Raw genomic sequence first — 18,950 nt, 5'->3', positions numbered from 1 at the left:
GCCATCGGTCATCGAAGTTTATGGGCGGCGCCACACGCGCCCGTCGCGCGCTAGCATGGCGTCGGCGCTGGCGGGCCCCCACGTGCCTGCACGGTACTGATCCGGCCTACCTTTAGTTGCCCAATGCTGCTCGATCGGGTCAAGGATTTCCCACGATCGTTCGACCTCTTCGTGGCGCGGGAACAGGGGAGGGTCACCCAGCAGCACGTCCAAGATCAACCGTTCGTATGCTTCGGGGGACGCCTCGGTGAAAGCGTGTCCATAGCCGAAGTCCATGGTGACATCGCGGACCTCCATGGCGGTTCCGGGAACCTTCGAACCGAACTTGATCGTCACCCCCTCGTCGGGTTGAACGCGGATCACGATCGCATTTTGCCCAAGTTCGGACGACGTTTCGAACGGCAGGTGCGGGGCGCGTTTGAAGACCACCGCGATTTCGGTGACGCGGCGCCCCAGGCGCTTGCCGGCCCGCAGGTAGAACGGCACCCCGGCCCAACGCCGCGTATCGATGTCCAAGCGGATCGCGGCGAAGGTCTCCGTGGTCGAGGCGGGGTCGATGCCCTTCTCTTCGAGGTATCCCAGGACTTCCTCGCCGCCCTGCCAACCGCCCAGATACTGGCCGCGGGCGGTGTGCCGCGACAGGTCGCGCGGCAGCCGCACCGCCGATAGCACCTTGAGCTTTTCGGCAACCAGGGCCTCCGCATCGAACGACACGGGTTCCTCCATGGCGGTCAACGCCAGGAGCTGCAACAGGTGATTTTGGATGACGTCGCGCGCAGCGCCAATGCCGTCGTAGTACCCGGCGCGGCCGCCAATGCCGATGTCCTCGGCCATGGTGATTTGCACGTGGTCGACGTAGTGAGCGTTCCAGATGGGCTCGTACAACTGGTTTGCGAAGCGCAACGCGAGCAGGTTCTGGACGGTTTCTTTGCCCAAGTAGTGATCGATGCGGAAGACGGAATCGGGCGTAAACACCTCGGAGACGACGTCGTTGAGTTCGCGCGATGACTCCAGGTCGTGCCCGAATGGTTTTTCGATGATGACACGCCGCCAGGCGTCCTGCGGCGACTTGGACAGGCCGGATGCGGCCAACTGCTTGCACACCAGCGGGAACGAACCAGGGGGAACGGACAGGTAGAAGGCGTGGTTGCCGCGAGTGCCGCGGTCGCGATCGAGCTCGTGGACGGTTTCGCTCAGGCGTTCGAACGCGGCGGGATCGTCGAAGGTGCCTTGCACGAAGCGGATGCCTTCGGCTAGCTGCTTCCAGGTGGATTCGCGAAACGGCGTGCGCGCGTATTGCTTGACGGCCTCGTGGACCACCTCCGCGAAGTCCTGGTCCTCCCATTCGCGACGCGCGAAACCCGTTAGCGCGAACCCGGGCGGCAGTAGGCCGCGGTTCGCCAGGTCGTAGACGGCGGGCATGAGCTTTTTGCGCGCGAGGTCACCCGTGACGCCGAAGATGACCAGCCCGCACGGCCCGGCGATGCGCGGAAGGCGCAGGTCGCGCGGGTCGCGCAGCGGGTTGTGGTCGGGGCTCACTTTCGCTGGCCTAGACACCTATCTACCACTCCTTAGTAAAGAATTATTCAAGGACGAGTTCCGCCTCTTCCGCCACCCCGTCCACGCGATTGCGGGGTCCCGTCGGCGCGCCGCGGGGACGCGCCGACGGGACCTCCGGTAAACCGCCGCGATCCTGTCGGACCGCCCGCTGGTGGCTGCCGGACCGCCTGCTGGTGGCTGCCGGACCGCACACCGCGGGCGGCGTGCGACCGCCTGATGCGGGCGCGGAAGCTACGCGGTCGCGGCGGCCAGCGATTCGCGCGCGGCCGAGACCACCGCGGCGGACGTGATGCCGAACTTTTCGTACAGGACCTCCGAGGAGGCGGATGCGCCGTAGTGTTCCAGGCTCACGGCGCGGCCAGCGGTCCCCAGGTACTTGTACCAGGACAGGGCCAGCCCGGCCTCGACGCTGACGCGCGCGGTCACCGCGGCGGGCAGCACGTGTTCGCGGTATGCCGCGTCCTGCTCGTCGAACCACTCCAAGCACGGAGCGCTGACCACGCGGGTGCCGATTCCGGCCGCTTCGAGTTCCGTGCGGGCCTCGACCGCAAGCTGGACTTCGGAACCCGTGCCGATCAAGATCACCTGCGGGGTTTCGGTCGACGATTCTTGGAGGATGTAGGCGCCGCGCGCAAAGTCGTCGGTCGTCGCGAAGCCGTCGGTGCCGCGCGGGAACGTCGGCACGTTTTGCCTTGTCAGGATCAGGCCGACGGGACCGCGATCCCGCTCTAGGATCGCCTTCCAGGCCGCGACGGTTTCATTTGCGTCGGCCGGGCGCACGATCGAAAGATTCGGGATCGCGCGGGTGGCGGCCAGGTGCTCGATGGGCTGGTGGGTCGGGCCGTCCTCGCCCAGTCCTATCGAGTCGTGCGTCCACACGTAGGTGACCGGGATGTCCATCAACGCGGCGAGTCGCACCGCACCGCGCATGTAGTCCGAGAACTGGAAGAACGTCCCACCGTAAGGGCGGGTGAGCCCGGATAGCGTGATTCCCGACAGGATCGCGCCCATGCCGTGTTCGCGGATGCCGAAGTGCAGGGTGCGCCCGTACGGGTTGCCTTGGAACTCGTGCGTTGAAAACTTCTGTGGAATGAACGAAGGTTCACCCGCCATCGTGGTGTTGTTGGACCCGGCCAGGTCGGCCGACCCACCCCACAGCTCCGGCAGCACCGGTGCCAGCGCCGTGAGGACCTTGCCCGAGGCCGCGCGCGTGGCCACCGAGCCGCCCGCCTCAAACGTGGGGAGTGCGTCCGTCCAGCCCGCCGGGAGTTCGCGCGCGGCGAGGCGGTCGAACAACTCCGCACCCGCGGGGTTGGCAGCTCGCCATTCGGCGAATTTCTGGTCCCATTCCTTGTGTGCGGCCTGCCCGCGCTCGATGAGCTTGCGGGTGTGCTCGATGACGGGGCCGGGAACGTTGAACTTCGCCTCGGGATCTTGCCCCAGAACCTCCTTGAGGCCCGCAACCTCCGCGGCGCCCAGCTTCGAGCCGTGCGACGAGTGATCGTTCTGCTTCGTGGGGGAGGGCCACGCGATGATCGTGCGCAGCGCGATCAACGACGGCTTGTCGTTGACGGCTACGGCGGCGGCGATCGCGTTGTTCAGCGCGTCGACGTCCTCGACATATCCGTCGGGGCCGGCCGTCCAATCCACGAGCTGGACATCCCAGCCGTAGGACTTGTAGCGGGCGATGACGTCCTCGGTGAAAGCGATCTTGGTGTCGCCCTCGATGGAGATGTGGTTGTCGTCCCAGATGACGACCAGGTTCCCCAGGCCCTGCGTTCCCGCGAAGGATCCGGCCTCGGAAGTCACGCCCTCTTGCAGGTCGCCGTCGGAGGCCAGAACGAACACGCGGTGGTCGAACGGGCTGGTGCCTTCGGGCGCTTCGACGTCGAACAGCCCGCGCACGCGGCGCTGCGCCGCAGCGAATCCGACGGCGCTCGCAAGGCCCTGCCCCAGGGGGCCGGTGGTGATCTCAACGCCCTTGGTGTGGCGGTATTCCGGGTGCCCGGGCGTCAGCGAATCCCAGGTGCGCAGCGATTCCAGGTCGCTGAGCTCAAGACCAAATCCGCCCAGGTACAACTGGATGTACTGAGTCAGGGACGAATGCCCGCACGACAGAATGAAGCGATCGCGACCCCACCAGGTTGTGTCCGACGGGTCATGCCGCAGCCAGTTTTGGTAGAGCAGGTAAGCCACGGGGGCCAGCGAGATGGCAGTGCCGGGGTGACCGTTGCCCACCTTTTCGACGGCATCCGCCGCCAATGCCCGCGTGACGTTGACGGCCTGAACATCCAGATCGGTCCATCCCACGGTGCTGCTACGAGGTGCTGGGGCATTCACTATGCGTGCCTAACCTTCCATTGGTGCGATAATTCTTGGTGTGCGGCGCCAAACTGCGGCCCGGGTGTGGGGCCATGGGCGGCCCGGGCGGCGGCCCTTTTTGGCGCCCCGTTTGTTCACAACCTCACAAGCCTATAGCGTCCCACCGACTTGTCCTATATTCGGTCGTTTGTGTCCCAGTTTACGAAACGAATGTGGGACGTTGGACCCCGCCGCACCCAGATTTGTCCATGCATCGACTAAACTGATTCGGTTATGGCGTGTGCGCAATGCGCGCGTCCACCGACTCGGGAACGGAGCTGGAAGCAGCGTGCACAGTTCAGACCTTGCGGCCGCAGGCGACCTTCCCACCGCGAAGCGCTCGGTCCCTGCCGGCGACAAGGCTCCCGCGGGCGCCACCGGGCGCGGCGGGCCACAGGCTGCTACCGGCACCAAGTCCCAAACCGGCCGCAAGAGCGCGACCCCGGGGGCCCCACTGACGCAGCAGGGGGCCAAACAAGCCCGGTTCAGTGCCTTCCTCGATACCGCCGCCGCATACGTCGCGCTCACTAAGCCGCGCGTCATCGAACTTCTGCTCGTCGCGACAATCCCGACGATGATTTTGGCCAAGGATGGATTCCCGTCCCTGTGGCTGGTCATCGCGACCCTGATCGGCGGTTACGCATCCGCGGGTGCGTCCGGCGTGTTCAACTGCTACATCGACCGCGACATCGATTCACTCATGCGCCGCACCAAGCGCCGTCCCTTGGCGACGGGACAGATTTCCGGACGCGCCGCGCTGACCTTCGGCACCGTCCTGGGAGTCTTTTCGCTGGTCTGGTTCTGGTTCGTGATCAACCCGCTGTCGGCGGTGCTGACCCTGATCGCGATCCTGATCTACGTCGTTGGCTACTCGCTGATTCTCAAGCGGCGCACCCCCCAAAACATCGTCTGGGGTGGCGCTGCAGGCTGCATGCCGGTACTCATCGGGTGGGCCGCCGTGACGAACACGGTTCAGTGGCCTGCATTCTTGCTGTTCCTGGTCATTTTCTTCTGGACGCCGCCGCACTACTGGCCGCTTTCGATGAAGTTCCGGGCCGACTACGAAAAAGCGGGCGTGCCGATGCTTCCCGTGGTCGCCACCCAGCGGCGCGTCGCGGTCGAAATGATTGCCTACTGTCTTGCGATGGTCGCCGCGACTTTGCTCCTGTGGCCGGTGGCGCACATGACCTTTGTCTACGGCATCGCGGCGATCGCCCTGGGTGGTTGGTTCACGTGGTCGTGCATCTCGCTGCTGCGCCGCATCGATCACCCGGAACTGGGTAAGGCGGACGCCATGCGAGTCTTCCACGGCTCGATCACCTACCTGTCGGGCCTTTTCGTGGCGATCGCGGTCGACGTCTTCTTGCCGTGGTAATCGAACTTCCGTGGTGATCGACGACTACCTGGACTACCTGCGCGTCGAGCGTTCCCTGGCCGACAACTCGGTGCGCTCGTACCGGCGCGACCTGAAGCGTTTCAACGCCTACCTGCTGACCCGCGGCCTCGCCGTCGATTCCGCAACATCACTCGATATCGAGGCCTACCTGGGCGAGTTGCGCACCGGCACCCAGGACACCGCGCCACTTTCGGTGACGTCGACCGCCCGCGCTCTGGCCGCAATCCGCGGTCTATACAGATTTTTGGTGGACGAGGCCATCGTCCCCGCAGACCCAACCGCGAACCTGCGGCCTCCGGCGCTGCCGAAGAAGCTGCCCAAGGCACTGAGCACCGATCAGGTGGAACGGTTGCTCGCGGCGCCCTCGTCCTTAACACCACTGGGACTGCGTGACCGCGCACTGCTGGAATTCCTGTACGCGACAGGGGCCCGGATTTCCGAGGCCGTCGGGCTGGCGGTCGACGACGTGAACCTCGACGCGGGTGACATGGAGGTTCGCCTCATCGGCAAGGGCGACAAGGAACGGGTCGTGCCGGTCGGGTCGTATGCGGCGCGTGCGCTCGGCGCCTACCTGGTCCGCGGACGGCCCGCGCTGGCGGCGTTGGGCAGGGGTACGCCGGCGCTGTTCCTGGGGGCGCGCGGGCGGCCCCTATCGCGCCAATCCGCCTGGGCGGTGTTGCAAGACGCAGTGCGCACCGCCTTTCCGAACGGCGACGTCCACGTCTCCCCGCACGTTCTGCGCCATTCATTCGCAACCCACCTGCTGGAGGGCGGTGCGGACATTCGCGTGGTGCAGGAATTGCTGGGGCACGCCTCCGTCGCCACGACGCAGATTTACACGCGGGTGACCGCCGACCACTTGCGCGAGGTGTATCTGACCAGTCACCCGCGCGCACTCAACACGTAGCGGGCCGACCTGCGGTAGCGTATTGACGTGACCAATCCAGATGAGCTTGACCTTGGCGATTCGCTTCCGACATCTAGTTCCGTAGATGCCGTGGGGCGGCCGATGCCGGTTTTCCCCGCGCCCAGGCCTCTCAATGGGCACGGACCCGCGCGCATCATCGCGATGTGCAACCAAAAGGGTGGGGTCGGCAAGACAACCACCACCATCAACCTTGCCGCTGCGCTTGCGGAATACGGTCGCAAGGTGCTGATCGTTGACTTCGACCCGCAGGGCGCGGCGAGCGTCGGCCTCGGTGTTCCGGTCCACGACCTGGACAACACCATCTACACGCTGCTGATGGCCGCCCGTCCCGACGTGCACGGCGCCGTCCAGCACACGCGCGTTCCCGGTCTGGACATCATTCCGGCCAACATCGACCTATCCGCGGCCGAGGTGCAGTTGGTCGGGGAGGTTGCCCGCGAATCGGTCTTGGCGCGGATTCTGCGCGACGTTGCCGGCGAATACGACGTCATCTTGATCGACTGCCAACCGTCCCTGGGCCTGTTGACGGTGAACGCGCTGACGGCGGCGCACGGCGTCCTGATTCCGCTGGAATGTGAGTTTTTTGCGCTGCGCGGGGTCGCCCTGTTGGTCGAAACGATCGAGAAGGTGAGCGACCGCCTCAACCCGCGCCTCAAGATCGATGGGATCGTCGCGACCATGTACGACCCGCGCACGCTGCACGCACGCGAGGTCGTAGAACGCGTCTACGAGGCCTTCGGCGACAACCTGTTGCACACCGTCATCAACCGCACGGTCAAGTTCCCGGATGCCTCCGTCGCCGCGGAACCCATCACCAGTTACGCGCCCAACCACGCGGGAGCGCAGGCCTACCGGCAACTGGCGCGCGAGCTGATCGCCCGTGGCGACGCCGCCTGAGGACGCTTTAGGTCCCGCGCCGCACAAGGTCGGTGATTTCGAGGTTCGGCTCGCCAACTTCACCGGACCGTTCGACCTTTTGCTGTCGCTGATCGCCAAGCACAAGCTCGACGTCACCGAAATTGCCCTGGCGCAGGTCACCGACGAATTCATCGCCACCATGCGGGCCGGGGGTGACTGGGTACTCGACACAACCAGCGAGTTCCTGGTGATCGCCGCCACCCTACTGGACCTCAAGGCGGCCAGGCTGCTTCCAACATACGGGGACGAGGACCCCGACGACCTGGAACTACTCGAATCGCGCGACCTGCTGTTTGCCCGATTGCTGCAATACCGCGCCTACCGCGAGGTTGCGGAGGCGATCGGGGCGCGCCTGACGGAGCAGGGCCGCTGGTTCCCCAGGTCGGTCGCCCTTGAACCGCAGTTCGCGGCGCTGCTGCCTGAGCTGGTGTGGAGCATCGGCGCGAGCGATTTCGCCGCCATTGCCGAGCGGGCACTGAGCCGCCCGCAGGCGCAGGCGACCGTTTCCCTGGATCACCTGCATGCGCCGGCCGTTTCGGTTCGCGAGCAGGCGGCAATCATTATCGGCAGGTTGCGGCAGGAGAAGGTGGCCTCGTTCAGATCGTTGGTGTCGGACGCTACGAGTGCGCTCATCGTCGTGGGACGGTTCCTGGCTTTGCTGGAGCTGTTCCGCGACCGGTTGGTCTCATTTGAGCAGATCACGCCGCTGGGGGAGCTGACTGTGCGGTTCACCGGATCCCTGGACGATGAGTCCCTTGCGCGCGGGGTCTTTGCGCAGGGCAGCTCCTTCGACGACGATGGGGGAGCCGATTGATGGGACAGCGGGCAGCGCGCGGTGGCTGCCGGGCCGCGGGTTTTGTCTCGGGCCGCATGGGTCGTGCGGTGGGGAGGCGATGGTCCGCCGGTCGCGGTTCCACGCGGTGGGGAGGCGATGGTCCGCCGGTCGCGGTTCCATGCGGTGGGGAAGCGATGGTCCGCCGGTCGCGGTTCCACGCGGCTGGATTGGCGGGGGAAATGATGGGGGAGGAAGCGGGGAGGTGGGGACGTGAACGAGCAAGATGCGCTGCCGGTGATGGATGTTGATCGGCTGCCGGGCGGGCTGCCCGCCGCCCTCGAAGCGATCCTGATGGTCGTCGACCAGCCCATAACCGCACGCGAATTGGCTGCACTGACCCGGCGCCCGCTCGGGCAGGTCACCGCGCAACTGGCGTCCCTTGCCGCCGAATACGAGGGCAAGGGCGGCGCGCGCCCGCGCGGATTTGCGCTGCGGGAGGTGGCCGGAGGATGGCGGATCTACAGCGCCGCACCCTTCGCGGACGTGGTCGCAAAGTTCGTTCTGGACGGCCAATCGGCCCGCCTGACACAGGCGGCGTTGGAAACTTTGGCGATTGTGGCGTACCGTCAGCCGGTGACACGCGGACAGATTTCAGCGATCCGCGGGGTCAACGTCGATGGGGTGGTACGCACCCTGACGACCCGCGGCCTGATCGCGGAGCTGGGATCCGATGAAGGTAGTGGGGCCCTGCTCTACGGCACGACCGCGTATTTTTTGGAGAGAATGGGTATGTCGACCTTGGACGAGTTACCCCCGCTCGCCCCGCACCTACCCGAATTCGACGCGCTCGATAGCGCGATCAAGGAGTCATCATGAGTACCACTCGCGGCGGACGCCGCAAGCCAGCACACAATCCGCGCACCCGTGAGGCCTCCGCGGAGCGGGGGCGCGCGGCGCAGGGCGGCAAGAAGCAACCAGCCGTTGACGTGCACGTCGCCGACGGCACCCGCCTGCAAAAGGTGATGGCCCAGGCGGGCGTCGGATCCCGGCGCGCCTGCGAGGAACTGATCGCGCAGGGGCGCGTGTCGGTAGACGGCCAGCAGGTCACGGAGCTGGGGGTACGCGTCGACCCCAAGACGCAGGCCATTGAGGTTGACGGGATGCGCATCCACGTCGATGATTCCAAGGTGACCGTCGTCCTGAACAAGCCCGCCGGGGTCGTGACGACCATGGAGCTGCAAGAAAGCGAGGGGCGACCCACCGTCGCAGAATACGTCTACAACCGCTCCGAGCGGTTCTTCCACGTCGGACGCCTGGACACCGACTCCGAGGGCGTGCTGCTGCTGACAAACGACGGCGAAATGGCGCACCGCCTCACGCACCCTTCCTATGAGGTAACCAAGCGCTATCTGGTGCAGGTGGAGGGGCGCATCCCGCAGGGGGCCGCGAAGCGCCTGCTTGCCGGGGTGGAATTGGAAGACGGCGTGACAAAGCTCGACTCGTACCGGTTCATCGACTACAACGGCACGGACTCGCAGGTCGAGGTCACGCTGCACTCGGGCCACAACCGCATCGTGCGGCGCATGTTCGCCGCCGTCGGCTTCCCGGTCAATCGTCTTGTCCGCACGCAGTTCGGCCCCATTAGGCTTGACACAATCCGGCCGGGCAGCACGCGCGTGCTCTCGAACACGGAGGTTGGCCAGCTCCTTAGCCTCGTCGGGCTGTAGGGCGGGTACGGCGGTGGCGCGGGGCTACCGGCGACGATGAAAACAGGTAAAGGACGGGTTAGACATGGCAGTCAGGGCGATCCGCGGCGCCACGCAGTTGGACATCGACGAACGCGACCACATGGCGCAGCGGACAAAGGAACTGGTGGGTGCGGTTCTTGACGCGAATGGTTTGAGCACCGACGACCTCATCTCCGTCATATTCACGGCGACCCCGGACCTAGTCGCCGATTTCCCGGCCGCTGCCGCGCGCGACATGGGAATGGGCTCGGTGCCCCTGATGTGCGCCGTCGAAATAGCTGTCCCGCACGCGCTGCCACGCGTCGTGCGCCTGATGATGCACGCCAACACCGACACCGCGCGCGACCAGATTCGCCACATCTACCTGCACGGGGCAACCGTGCTGCGAAAGGACATAGCACAGTGACCGACGCTGCGACCGACCTCTCCCTGGTCCACCCACTGTCGATTGCCATTGATGGTCCATCCGGGTCCGGTAAATCATCCGTGTCGAAGGCCGTGGCGCGTTCCCTGGGGCTTGCCTACCTCGACACCGGCGCCATGTATCGTGCTGCAACCCTGTGGGTCATGGGGCGGGGGATCGCGCTGGATGACCAGGTGGCCGTCGCCCGCGCAGTTAAGGACATGCCGCTGGTCCAGGTGCTGGACCCCGTGAGCCCGGGGGTGGAACTGGACGGGATCGACGTGGCCGACGCGATTCGCAGCGCGGATGTCACCACGAACGTGTCCAAGGTGGCCACCAATCTCGACGTGCGCGGCGAATTGCGCGCGCGCCAGCGGGCCATCATCGACCAGGAACGCGCCACGGGCGGGTTTTCGGCCGGCCGGGGGATCGTCGCCGAGGGACGGGACATCACCACCGTCGTTGCGCCCGACGCAGACGTGCGCATCCTGCTGACCGCATCCGAGGAAGCCCGCCTGGCGCGCCGTTCCCTCGAGGTCAACGGGACCGCGAACAAGGAGGCCGTCGATTCCATGCGGGACCAGGTTGTGCGGCGCGACCGCGATGATTCAACCGTCACGCAGTTCACCGTGGCGGCCGATGGCGTGGTGACGCTGGACTCGTCCGATCTGGACTTCGATCAGACCGTGGCCGCCGCGCTCCGGATCGTCGCCAAGCACGCGCCTGCGCGGCCAGTCACCCCGTAATGGCCGCCGAACCCGGCAAGGTTCCCGCGTGGTCGCGGGCCGTGGGGTGGTTCCTGGCGCACGGCGTGTGGAACACGACGGTCATAGGGCGCGATCTGGTGCCGCCGTCCGGCCCGGTGATCGTCGCCGGCAACCACACGGGCGTCATCGACGGACCAGTCCTGGCGGGGGTTAGCCCGCGCCCGCTCAACATCCTTGTCAAGCAAGAGATGTTCTCTGGGCCGCTGGGCGCCGTGCTGCGTGCATCCGGGCAAATTCCCGTCGATCGCGGCAACGGCAAGGAATCTCTGCTCGTCGCGCGGTCGTTGCTGCGACGCGGCGCTGGGGTTGGCATCTTCCCCGAAGGATCGCGCGGTTTGGGGCAGGTCGACGACGTGCACGGCGGCGCCACCTGGCTCGCCATGGTCACCGGCGCCCCGATCGTGCCCACGGCGATCCTCGGCACGCGGCACGAAGGCGAATCCGTCTCCAAGGTTCCCCGGCCGCGCCGCCGGCTAGTCGTCGAGTTCGGGCAGCCGTTTACCGTGACCAAGAAGCCCGGGGAATCCGGCAAGATCGCGTTGGCGCGGGGCAATGCGGAACTGCGTGAACGCCTGGCGGACGCGGTGGCGCGCGCACGCGAAAAGCACGGCGTCGTGGTGCCTGGCATCGAATCGGTGTAGAACACTGCGACAATAGGGGCATGACACCGAGCAATTCGCCCAATTTCGACGAGGCCACCGCCGCCCCCAGCAACGTGGAGGCGCCCGCGGACGACCCTGCTGCCGGCGCGGTGTCGGCCGGACCCGACGGCTCCCTAGCCGCAGATGCTTTCGGGCAGAGCGCGGACGACGCGGCCCGCGAAGAGGCGCTGCGCGCCGGGCTGGCCGACTATGAACTCGACGACGAGGACCTGGGGCTGCTGGCGGGCGAATACGACGACCTGGACCGCCCGGCCCTTGAGGCGCTTCCCGTGCTGGCCATCATTGGCCGCCCCAACGTGGGCAAGTCGACGCTGGTCAACCGGATCATCGGGCGCCGCGAGGCCGTTGTCGAAGACAAGCCCGGGGTGACCCGCGACCGCGTTTCATACCCGGCCGAATGGGCCGGGCGACGCTTCACGCTGGTCGACACCGGCGGGTGGGAGGTGGACGTGGCAGGCATGGACGCGAAGGTTGCCGAACAGGCCGAGGTCGCCATCGACCAGGCCGACGCGGTGATCTTCGTCGTTGACTCGTCCGTCGGGCAAACCGACACGGACGAGCAGGTCGTGCGGCTGCTGCGGCGATCCGGAAAGCCCATCATCTTGGCGGCGAACAAGGTCGACGGCCCCGGCCTGGAGGCCGACGCCGCCGCCCTATGGGGACTGGGCCTGGGTGAACCCGTGGGCGTATCCGCCCTGCACGGTCGCGGTATCGGCGATCTGCTGGACGCCGCCATGGCCGTGCTGCCCACCAAATCTGCGCACGCCATCGCGCGGCCCGACGGGCCGCGCCGCGTCGCACTAGTCGGACGCCCCAACGTCGGCAAGTCATCGCTGCTAAACAAGGTCGCCGGGGAAAACCGTGTCGTCGTCGATGAAACGGCCGGGACCACCCGCGACCCCGTCGACGAAATCATCGAACTGCGCGGCGAACCGTGGCTGTTCGTAGACACCGCGGGGATCCGCCGCCGGGTGCACCAGACCCGCGGGGCCGACTTTTACGCCTCCCTGCGCACGCAAACCGCGATCGAACGCGCCGAAGTGGCGGTCGTGTTGGTTGATGCATCCGTGCCCATGACCGAGCAGGACATCCGCGTCGTGCAGCAGGTCATCGACGCCGGGCGCGCGCTGGTTATCGCGTACAACAAGTGGGACCTGATGGACGAGGACCGGCGCCCCTACCTGGAGCGCGAAATCGACAAGGATCTGGTCCAGGTCCGCTGGGCGCGCCGCGTCAACCTTTCCGCCAAGACGGGATGGCACGCCGACAAGCTGGTGCCTGCCCTTGAAACCGCCCTGGAATCGTGGCAGCGGCGTATCCCAACGGGGAGGCTGAACTCGTTCTTGGGTGAACTGGTCGCCGCCCACCCGCACCCGGTTCGCGGCGGCAAACAACCGCGGATCCTGTTCGCCACGCAGGCGTCGGCGTGCCCGCCGCGGTTCGTGATCTTCGCGTCAGGGTTCCTGGACCCGCAGTATCGCCGGTTCATCGAGCGGCGCCTGCGCGAGACGTTCGGGTTCGAGGGGACGCCCATCGAAATCTCGGTGCGCGTCCGCGAGCGCCGCAAGCGGAAGTAGCTGTGCGGGGCGAGTTTGTCCGCATTCGGCCTTGGCTGTGGGGGACGCTCCGAAGTGCGATTCCCAGTTCGGGGCAAAAGTGGGGTAACATCTTCAAGGCTCGCCAAACGGTCCCGGTCGGGATTGTTGGAGGGCTTGCCGCCTCGGCGGCATCGGGCTGTGGCGCAGTTTGGTAGCGCACTTGACTGGGGGTCAAGGGGTCGCAGGTTCAAATCCTGTCAGCCCGACAAAAAAGTAGGTCTCTGACCTGCGAAAATACGAAAAAGTCCCGAGCAACTAGATCTTGTTCGGGACTTTTTCTCACGGAATTCTCACATCGTGCACTCGTGAAGGTGCTTACCCTGCCGCTGAGAGTGCGCTGCCGAGCGCTTGGGCTGCTGACTGTGCACCTGTCTTGGTCGATGGCACGTAGAACGCCAGGTGAGTGGAGACGGAGTGGCCTAGAAGGCTGGCGACGTCTGCGGGTGCCTGGCCTGCGCGGTGAAGTGCCAGCGCGATGGTGTGGCGTACTTCGTGAAGCCTGACGGTTGGAACGTCGGCTTCGTCGCACAGTCTCCGGAACTCGTCAGAGTAGCGCTCCGGACGGATGCCGCTGCCGAGTGCGTCCACGAGCACCAGACCGCTGTCTGTATATGCTCTACCGGCCTTCAGTTTGTCGGCAGCCTGGCGCGCCTTCATCTGGCGGAGAAGTGCAACCGTGCCAGGGTGGATGGCTTCGGCGTTGACCGTCCGCCATGACGCTGATGACTTCGGGGCGTCGATAGCGGTCCTGTGTCCGTCGAGAAGCACGCGTCCGGCACGGATCTCCACCGTTCCAGCGGCCAGGTCGATGGCGTCCCATGTCAGGCCGAGCACTTCAGAGCGTCGAAGCCCGCACAGTGACAGCCGCCAGCCCGCTGCCCACTCGTGGCTGTCTGCCGTCGCCCGGAACTGTGCGAGGTCGCTTATGGCCCATACGGCGGTGCTGTGGCTGTCTCCGTGCTGTTTACGCGGTGCCTTCACCGATTCGGCAGGGTTCGCCCGTAGGAGTCCTTCAGTGACCGCGTAGGCGAGTACCTGCCGAACGGCCCCGAGCGTGAAGACGACGGTCCGCCTGGAGACTCCGGTGCCGCGCTGCCCACCTTCGGTCTGAAGCCAGGTCACGAACGATTCGATGTCGCTCCGGGTGATGTCCTGAGCCTTTCGCTTCCCGAGCCGAACGCGTGCTGCCTTCAGGACGTCTGTGTAGCCCACGCGGGTTACTTCCCGGATGTCACGGCGGGAGTCCAGCCAGCGATTACAGAGACTATCGAACGTCGTGCGGTCCTTCGTTAGGTACGTGCCGTCCTTGACTGCTGCGCGCGTCTCGGTGATCCAGTGACGGGCTGCTGTGAGGCTGTCATGTGTGGTCATATCTTGACGGCGTTTCCCGTCTGGTCCAACTCCGACATCCACCACGGCACGGTAGCGGACGCCCTTCGTCTTGGTCTCGATGATCTTGATAGGTTCGCCGGGCTTCGGCTTGGTGATTCTCATTGCTGTGTACCTTTCGTGTCATTTGCGCGCTGTTGTCGCGCAGTTTGAGCGATGTAGCCCTTTGCCTTTGCTGTTCTGATCCATCCCTTCACAGTCGTCTCCTTCAGTTGTGAATAGAGGTTTGGGTAGCGTTGACGCATCTCACGGCGCACTGCTTTGACGGGCTGTGTGTCCTGCGTTCTTGCGGCTCCTGAATAGATCTCGGCTACTTCGCGATAGTGAGCATCTGGGTATCCGCTACGAGACGTCGATTTGGGCTCTGCTAGGTCGATGAGTTGCTTCGCGTGCAGGTGTGCTGTTGCATCATCGGTTGATAGTTGCCACAGGTGACCGGCAGCCGCGAGGAGGTATCGCGATGCTTGAACTAATTCGCCGATTTTGATGTGCCTCCACTGCTCAGGTGTGACCGCGCCACCGCGCGTGTTGACGAGTGTGATTGACGAGGGCTTCAACTGGCCATGTGTAAGCGTCCATTCCACGCGCAAGGCCAATTCGGTGTCGGCGCTGGGAGGGGCTTCGCCGCCGTCTTCGTCTATCGGAATCAGGGGCCAGTCTTCCTGTTCTGAACTGTTCTCAGGTGTGTTGTTCCTATCTGCCATTCGTTCAGTGTACCTATTGCTGAGTAACAGGTACAACAATGGATGCATGAGTAATCTGACGAGGGCGAGCGTGGAAGAACTTAGAGGTCGGGCAACGATCTCCATAGAGGAAGCCGGGCGCATGCTTGGAGTGAGCCGTCCAACGGCGTATGTCTGTGCTGACAAGGGAGAGATCCCAACGATCCGCCTGGGCAGGCAGCGTCGTGTTCCTGTACCGGCGCTGCTGCGGTTGCTTGGGGTTCAAGATGGCTGACCCTGATGCATTTCCGGCAACCGATGGACTGGTTGCGGGCAGCATGGTCCCCGATGAGGATCCGCCACGGGAGATCATCGATGACAGGTCCGCAGTTCTGTCGGTGCAGGGTAGTGCCGCGCGTGGTTGGCGGGGGTGGACGCCATGAATCGGCGTGATCGTCGGGCGTGGTTGCGTTCGGTGAAGCGTGATCCGCGAACGACTTCTGATGAACTCCTTGTGGCGAATGTCCTTGCGCGTCGGGCTGACTCCGATGACGTCGTGACGATTGTGGACGACGAGGAGGACGGGCAGTGACCACGGCTACCGCGCGCCAACAGTGGACAGACGCAGTGTGGGAGTCCGATGACCTAACGCCACTGGAGAAGTTAGTTAGTTTCGCGTTCGGCAAATACGGCGGGCAGTCGTGGCCGCATTCGTGGGTTGCGACCAGTGAACTCATCCGGATAACAGGACTGTCGCGAGATGCCGCAAACCGGGCCATTCGAGGTCTGAAGGGGAAGGGCTGGCTTATCCCGGATGGCAAGGCCGGGCATCGATGTCTGTCAGTACGTTACCGGCTTGTGATCCCTAACCAGTACGGGAGACGGAACGGTACTAGTACGGGAGACGGAACGGTACCGGTACGGGAGACGGAACAGAACCACTACAGGAACCACAAAGGGAATCACGAAGTCTCTATCTCGGTCACCAGCACGGCGACCGACGACGGACCAACGCCATTACCGGCCACGTGGAAGCCAAATCTGACCAACCAGAGGCGTGCCCGAGATATGGGCATGGATGACGACGATCTGAGGACACTCATCGAGGACTTCCACCGGCTCAATGATGGTGAACGACGGCGGGACTGGCAGAAGGCATTCGGAGGTCTGCTCGGAGACATCGATGAAGGCGTCTCACCGACAACATTCGGCATTGAAGACCCGAGATAACAACAACTGGAAGAAACGACTGGAAGAGGAGACATGGACAAGAACCTTGAGGGAAGCCTGATCGCGTTGGAGAACGTCGCGAAGTCGGGAACGGCGTTGAGTGGGCGGCAGCGTGGCATGTTGGCGGCTGTGCGTCGTCATGGTGGGCGTGATGTCGCGGCGCGGGTGGACGTGCTGGTAGGGCTGGACGAGTCGAATCGTGCCCGCAAGACGGCGAAGACAGCCAAGGGTGTGAAGGGTGATGCTGCTGCGAAGCGTCGCGCTGACCGTCGCGCGTTTGTGGATGGTGAGTGAGTTGGCCAGCCAGATGGGCGCTGACGAGACACGCGCGGAGATCCTGAAGGCCGTGAACGCTCGCCGGACAGAACTGCGAGAGGCGGCAGCGACTGCACGGGCGGATCTGGCGGCGTTGCAGGCTGAGAACGAGCAGAAGCGCACCGAATGGGAGAACGCTGCTGCGCAGGCCCGTCAAAGCCTCCAGCCCGCACCTGAACCACCACAGTTGGAGGACGGTCACCGGCTGCAAGAACTGCTGCTGCATATCCGTAACGAAGAGGCTGGCCTGTACCGTGCCGAACGTGAAGCACTGGCAGGGGCTGCCGTCAAGGTCGAAGAGGCATGGCAGGCACAACGTGCGACGTTGGACGCGCAGGCAGCGGATCTTGCCACGAAGGTCGATACGCTCGTCGGCCAGTACGCGGAATGGTATGCGTTGCTTCACGAGTGCCGGGCGGCGGTCGAGAACGATAGCAACAGCCAGATTCTCAATGGTCCATCTACGCGTATGCGTGCCCGTCCAGACCGTGCCAATGTCGTGACGCTGGCAGCCAACGGAGTGGACCTGTTGAAGCCGACCCCGTTGCCCGTCAAGACTGCTGGCTGGTGACCGGTCATGGCCGGATCTGACAGGCTCACGCCACGTCAGCAGCGTGCTGTATCCGCGTCTCTCACGTGTCGCACGGTTGGACAGGTGGCCGATGCCGTCGGCGTCTCAGAGCGCACGGTACGAAGATGGCAGACCCTACCCGCGTTCCAGGCCGCTGTGACAGCGCGTGCCCGCGAGATGGACCAAGAGGCCACGGAGATCCTGCTAGGCGCTCAGATAGCCGCTGTGGAGGCTCTGCGGGCGGCGTTGGATGATCCTTCGCCCCAGGTCAAGGTCACGGCAGCCAAAGCGTTACTAGCGTCTCGTGAACGCATCCGTGCTGATGACATCGAGCGACGTCTACACGACATCGAGACAGGAATACGCGGGTTCACGGTAGGAGAACGATCATGGCGCGACTAGACGCCACGCACTCACGGCTCCAGGCCGCTGAGGAACGGCTACGCAAGCACCAACACGACAGCAACGGTGTCCGTGAATCAACGGTGCTGTCTGAGCATCCCCACGGTGAAGAGATAGCCCGCCAGATGCTCCTGCTACTCGATGCCAACGCTGCGGGGGACAGCCTGGCTGAGTGCGTCGCTGCTGAACGTGTGCACGCGCTCCTGGACTGCACCAGCCAACACCACGCAGGCAGGCGAGACATGCTCGCCACCGCGCGAGGCGTCGGCTACGTCAAGATCGCACCGGATCCCGAATGGGAGGAAGAAATGCGCCAGTGCATCGAAGTGTCGGCTATGCGTGGGCTGTCTCACGAAATTCTCACAGATGGCCCGTAATTCGCCTGTCTCGGTTTGCAACTCCATGAGTCCGATCCCGCGAAGTTCCAGACGTGACAGGAGTGCGTTGTACTCGCTTTCATACCGCTGGCCTGCCTGGGGGTCAAGGGGTCGCAGGTTCAAATCCTGTCAGCCCGACCAAATGCCCTGGTGAGAGAAGGTTTCTCGCCAGGGCTTTTTCGTGCCCGGGGTGGTTTTCGGTGGGCATGCCCTGGCGACGGCGCAGGACGAGCTTGAGGCCGTTGATGGTTAGAACGGCGAGCTCGTCCAACCAGGGCATCAACAGCCCGGCAGTCCTTACATCCCAACGCTCCCAGCCGATCCCATCCACACGTTTTGGCTATAACCCGGGATTCCCGCACTATCCAAACTACGTTACGGACACAAACTCGCGGACCAGGAGAAGTCCGATACCGTTGCGTTCCTCGACATGCACTGCACCGAGGACGCCACGCGGACCAATCAGAAAACGACACACCCGCTGTCCTTCTAAGGACCGACGGAACGACCGAAGAGGCAAAACTCAAACTCGCTGACCGCCTGATGCTCTCGCAACAGATGAAGGACCCCCTCCGGTTCGTATCACTTGGTATCGAAAGCTGGGCTTGGCCTGTTCACAACACCAAGGACCTCGTGACTGGGGATGGTGCGGTCTTGCTTTGGGGCGAGGGCCAAGACGATGCGCCATCAACAGTGGGCTCTTTCCCTTGTCACCAGAGCACCTTCTCGTGATCGGTCACCCCCTTGACGCTCGTCACTTCAATTCTCTCAACGCGCGACTCGCAGAAAAGAGTCGGCGATGGATAGTCGGGCAAGTGGGAACCCTCAATCTGGACTGGGCCCGGACCGTCATCTGACCGAGACGGTCGTATCCGGACTTGCTATCGG

At 64.6% G+C, this 18,950-nt stretch carries 22 protein-coding genes and 1 tRNA gene; 19 read left to right on the top strand and 4 right to left on the bottom strand.

The annotated features are described in order from the left end of the window. Window positions 1–18: 18 nt before the first annotated feature. Together zwf and tkt are read right to left on the bottom strand one after the other, a co-directional pair. Window positions 19–1,557 (bottom strand): glucose-6-phosphate dehydrogenase, encoded by a 1,539-nt coding sequence (gene zwf / locus FB389_RS01715; protein WP_142111081.1) that lies wholly within the window; start codon window positions 1,555–1,557, stop codon window positions 19–21. 234 nt (window positions 1,558–1,791) lie between these two features. After that, a complete protein-coding gene (gene tkt / locus FB389_RS01710) occupies window positions 1,792–3,900 on the bottom strand; it encodes a transketolase (protein ID WP_142111080.1) in 2,109 nt (702 codons plus the stop codon). 475 nt (window positions 3,901–4,375) lie between these two features. On the opposite strand from tkt, the gene FB389_RS01705 reads away from it, so the two are divergent. From FB389_RS01705 to FB389_RS01655, 11 genes are all read left to right on the top strand, one after another. Continuing rightward, window positions 4,376–5,296: a heme o synthase gene (locus FB389_RS01705; protein ID WP_142113410.1), complete on the top strand. Its 921-nt coding sequence runs from the start codon at window positions 4,376–4,378 to the stop codon at window positions 5,294–5,296. Between the two features lie 10 nt (window positions 5,297–5,306). Continuing rightward, window positions 5,307–6,224: a site-specific tyrosine recombinase XerD gene (xerD, locus tag FB389_RS01700; RefSeq protein WP_211344930.1), complete on the top strand. Its 918-nt coding sequence runs from the start codon at window positions 5,307–5,309 to the stop codon at window positions 6,222–6,224. A gap of 102 nt (window positions 6,225–6,326) precedes the next feature. After that, window positions 6,327–7,142, top strand: a complete 816-nt coding sequence (locus tag FB389_RS01695; RefSeq protein WP_142113407.1) for a ParA family protein — start codon at window positions 6,327–6,329, stop codon at window positions 7,140–7,142. After that, complete coding sequence (locus tag FB389_RS01690) at window positions 7,126–7,977, top strand: segregation and condensation protein A (protein WP_142111079.1); 852 nt, start codon at window positions 7,126–7,128, stop codon at window positions 7,975–7,977. Before FB389_RS01695 ends, FB389_RS01690 begins: the two co-directional genes overlap by 17 nt. A gap of 258 nt (window positions 7,978–8,235) precedes the next feature. Then, the gene (scpB, locus tag FB389_RS01685) at window positions 8,236–8,814 is read left to right on the top strand and encodes an SMC-Scp complex subunit ScpB (protein ID WP_142113405.1); all 579 of its coding nucleotides are present in this window, start codon (window positions 8,236–8,238) and stop codon (window positions 8,812–8,814) included. Then, window positions 8,811–9,665, top strand: coding sequence for a pseudouridine synthase (locus FB389_RS01680; RefSeq protein WP_142111078.1), 855 nt, complete (start codon window positions 8,811–8,813; stop codon window positions 9,663–9,665). Before scpB ends, FB389_RS01680 begins: the two co-directional genes overlap by 4 nt. Before the next feature lie 64 nt (window positions 9,666–9,729). Beyond that, entirely contained in the window at window positions 9,730–10,092 is a 363-nt protein-coding gene (gene aroH / locus FB389_RS01675) for a chorismate mutase (protein WP_142111077.1), read from the top strand. Next, on the top strand, window positions 10,089–10,835 hold the full coding sequence (cmk, locus tag FB389_RS01670; protein WP_246043468.1) for a (d)CMP kinase: 747 nt from the start codon (window positions 10,089–10,091) through the stop codon (window positions 10,833–10,835). Before aroH ends, cmk begins: the two co-directional genes overlap by 4 nt. Then, window positions 10,835–11,497, top strand: coding sequence for a lysophospholipid acyltransferase family protein (locus FB389_RS01665; RefSeq protein WP_142111076.1), 663 nt, complete (start codon window positions 10,835–10,837; stop codon window positions 11,495–11,497). The genes cmk and FB389_RS01665 overlap by 1 nt, the downstream gene beginning before the upstream one ends. A 20-nt stretch (window positions 11,498–11,517) precedes the next feature. Further along, window positions 11,518–13,095 (top strand): ribosome biogenesis GTPase Der, encoded by a 1,578-nt coding sequence (gene der / locus FB389_RS01660; protein WP_142111075.1) that lies wholly within the window; start codon window positions 11,518–11,520, stop codon window positions 13,093–13,095. Between the two features lie 153 nt (window positions 13,096–13,248). Beyond that, window positions 13,249–13,322, top strand: a tRNA-Pro gene (locus FB389_RS01655). A gap of 109 nt (window positions 13,323–13,431) precedes the next feature. Here the strand turns inward: FB389_RS01655 and FB389_RS01650 are convergent. Together FB389_RS01650 and FB389_RS01645 are read right to left on the bottom strand one after the other, a co-directional pair. After that, on the bottom strand, window positions 13,432–14,610 hold the full coding sequence (locus FB389_RS01650; protein ID WP_142111074.1) for a tyrosine-type recombinase/integrase: 1,179 nt from the start codon (window positions 14,608–14,610) through the stop codon (window positions 13,432–13,434). Next, entirely contained in the window at window positions 14,607–15,209 is a 603-nt protein-coding gene (locus FB389_RS01645; protein ID WP_142111073.1) for a hypothetical protein, read from the bottom strand. The genes FB389_RS01650 and FB389_RS01645 overlap by 4 nt, the downstream gene beginning before the upstream one ends. Window positions 15,210–15,255: 46 nt before the next feature. Here FB389_RS01645 and FB389_RS10945 point away from each other — a divergent pair, with 46 nt between their 5' ends. The 8 genes from FB389_RS10945 (at window position 15,256) to FB389_RS01625 (ending at window position 18,062) form a co-directional block, all read left to right on the top strand. Then, complete coding sequence (locus FB389_RS10945) at window positions 15,256–15,462, top strand: helix-turn-helix domain-containing protein (protein WP_142111072.1); 207 nt, start codon at window positions 15,256–15,258, stop codon at window positions 15,460–15,462. Further along, window positions 15,455–15,610 (top strand): hypothetical protein, encoded by a 156-nt coding sequence (locus FB389_RS10380; RefSeq protein ID WP_170207826.1) that lies wholly within the window; start codon window positions 15,455–15,457, stop codon window positions 15,608–15,610. Before FB389_RS10945 ends, FB389_RS10380 begins: the two co-directional genes overlap by 8 nt. Next, window positions 15,607–15,759, top strand: coding sequence for a hypothetical protein (locus tag FB389_RS10375; protein ID WP_170207825.1), 153 nt, complete (start codon window positions 15,607–15,609; stop codon window positions 15,757–15,759). The genes FB389_RS10380 and FB389_RS10375 overlap by 4 nt, the downstream gene beginning before the upstream one ends. Window positions 15,760–16,241: 482 nt before the next feature. Further along, window positions 16,242–16,397: a hypothetical protein gene (locus FB389_RS10370; RefSeq protein WP_170207824.1), complete on the top strand. Its 156-nt coding sequence runs from the start codon at window positions 16,242–16,244 to the stop codon at window positions 16,395–16,397. Window positions 16,398–16,430: 33 nt separating this feature from the next. Next, the gene (locus tag FB389_RS01635) at window positions 16,431–16,691 is read left to right on the top strand and encodes a hypothetical protein (protein WP_142111071.1); all 261 of its coding nucleotides are present in this window, start codon (window positions 16,431–16,433) and stop codon (window positions 16,689–16,691) included. After that, the gene (locus FB389_RS01630) at window positions 16,681–17,283 is read left to right on the top strand and encodes a hypothetical protein (protein ID WP_142111070.1); all 603 of its coding nucleotides are present in this window, start codon (window positions 16,681–16,683) and stop codon (window positions 17,281–17,283) included. Before FB389_RS01635 ends, FB389_RS01630 begins: the two co-directional genes overlap by 11 nt. 156 nt (window positions 17,284–17,439) lie before the next feature. Further along, a complete protein-coding gene (locus FB389_RS10365; protein ID WP_170207823.1) occupies window positions 17,440–17,685 on the top strand; it encodes a hypothetical protein in 246 nt (81 codons plus the stop codon). Beyond that, complete coding sequence (locus FB389_RS01625) at window positions 17,673–18,062, top strand: hypothetical protein (RefSeq protein ID WP_142111069.1); 390 nt, start codon at window positions 17,673–17,675, stop codon at window positions 18,060–18,062. The genes FB389_RS10365 and FB389_RS01625 overlap by 13 nt, the downstream gene beginning before the upstream one ends. Window positions 18,063–18,950 lie beyond the last annotated feature (888 nt).

Origin of the sequence: Rarobacter incanus (genome assembly GCF_006715765.1) — a bacterium.
Classification (GTDB): Bacteria; Actinomycetota; Actinomycetes; order Actinomycetales; family Cellulomonadaceae; genus Rarobacter; species Rarobacter incanus.
Note: the sequence above shows the minus strand (reverse complement) of the source record. Positions and strands in the feature narration are given on the sequence as shown.

Bases quoted from the DNA above. Each gene is read 5' to 3' on its own strand.
- FB389_RS01695 (WP_142113407.1), top strand. From the start codon at position 6,327: ATGCCGGTTTTCCCCGCGCCCAGGCCTCTCAATGGGCACGGACCCGCG.
- scpB (WP_142113405.1), top strand. From the start codon at position 8,236: ATGGATGTTGATCGGCTGCCGGGCGGGCTGCCCGCCGCCCTCGAAGCG.
- FB389_RS01680 (WP_142111078.1), top strand. From the start codon at position 8,811: ATGAGTACCACTCGCGGCGGACGCCGCAAGCCAGCACACAATCCGCGC.
- aroH (WP_142111077.1), top strand. From the start codon at position 9,730: ATGGCAGTCAGGGCGATCCGCGGCGCCACGCAGTTGGACATCGACGAA.
- FB389_RS01665 (WP_142111076.1), top strand. From the start codon at position 10,835: ATGGCCGCCGAACCCGGCAAGGTTCCCGCGTGGTCGCGGGCCGTGGGG.
- der (WP_142111075.1), top strand. From the start codon at position 11,518: ATGACACCGAGCAATTCGCCCAATTTCGACGAGGCCACCGCCGCCCCC.
- FB389_RS01650 (WP_142111074.1), bottom strand. From the start codon at position 14,610: ATGAGAATCACCAAGCCGAAGCCCGGCGAACCTATCAAGATCATCGAG.
- FB389_RS01645 (WP_142111073.1), bottom strand. From the start codon at position 15,209: ATGGCAGATAGGAACAACACACCTGAGAACAGTTCAGAACAGGAAGAC.
- FB389_RS10945 (WP_142111072.1), top strand. From the start codon at position 15,256: ATGAGTAATCTGACGAGGGCGAGCGTGGAAGAACTTAGAGGTCGGGCA.
- FB389_RS10380 (WP_170207826.1), top strand. From the start codon at position 15,455: ATGGCTGACCCTGATGCATTTCCGGCAACCGATGGACTGGTTGCGGGC.
- FB389_RS10375 (WP_170207825.1), top strand. From the start codon at position 15,607: ATGAATCGGCGTGATCGTCGGGCGTGGTTGCGTTCGGTGAAGCGTGAT.
- FB389_RS10370 (WP_170207824.1), top strand. From the start codon at position 16,242: ATGGATGACGACGATCTGAGGACACTCATCGAGGACTTCCACCGGCTC.
- FB389_RS01635 (WP_142111071.1), top strand. From the start codon at position 16,431: ATGGACAAGAACCTTGAGGGAAGCCTGATCGCGTTGGAGAACGTCGCG.
- FB389_RS01630 (WP_142111070.1), top strand. From the start codon at position 16,681: ATGGTGAGTGAGTTGGCCAGCCAGATGGGCGCTGACGAGACACGCGCG.
- FB389_RS01625 (WP_142111069.1), top strand. From the start codon at position 17,673: ATGGCGCGACTAGACGCCACGCACTCACGGCTCCAGGCCGCTGAGGAA.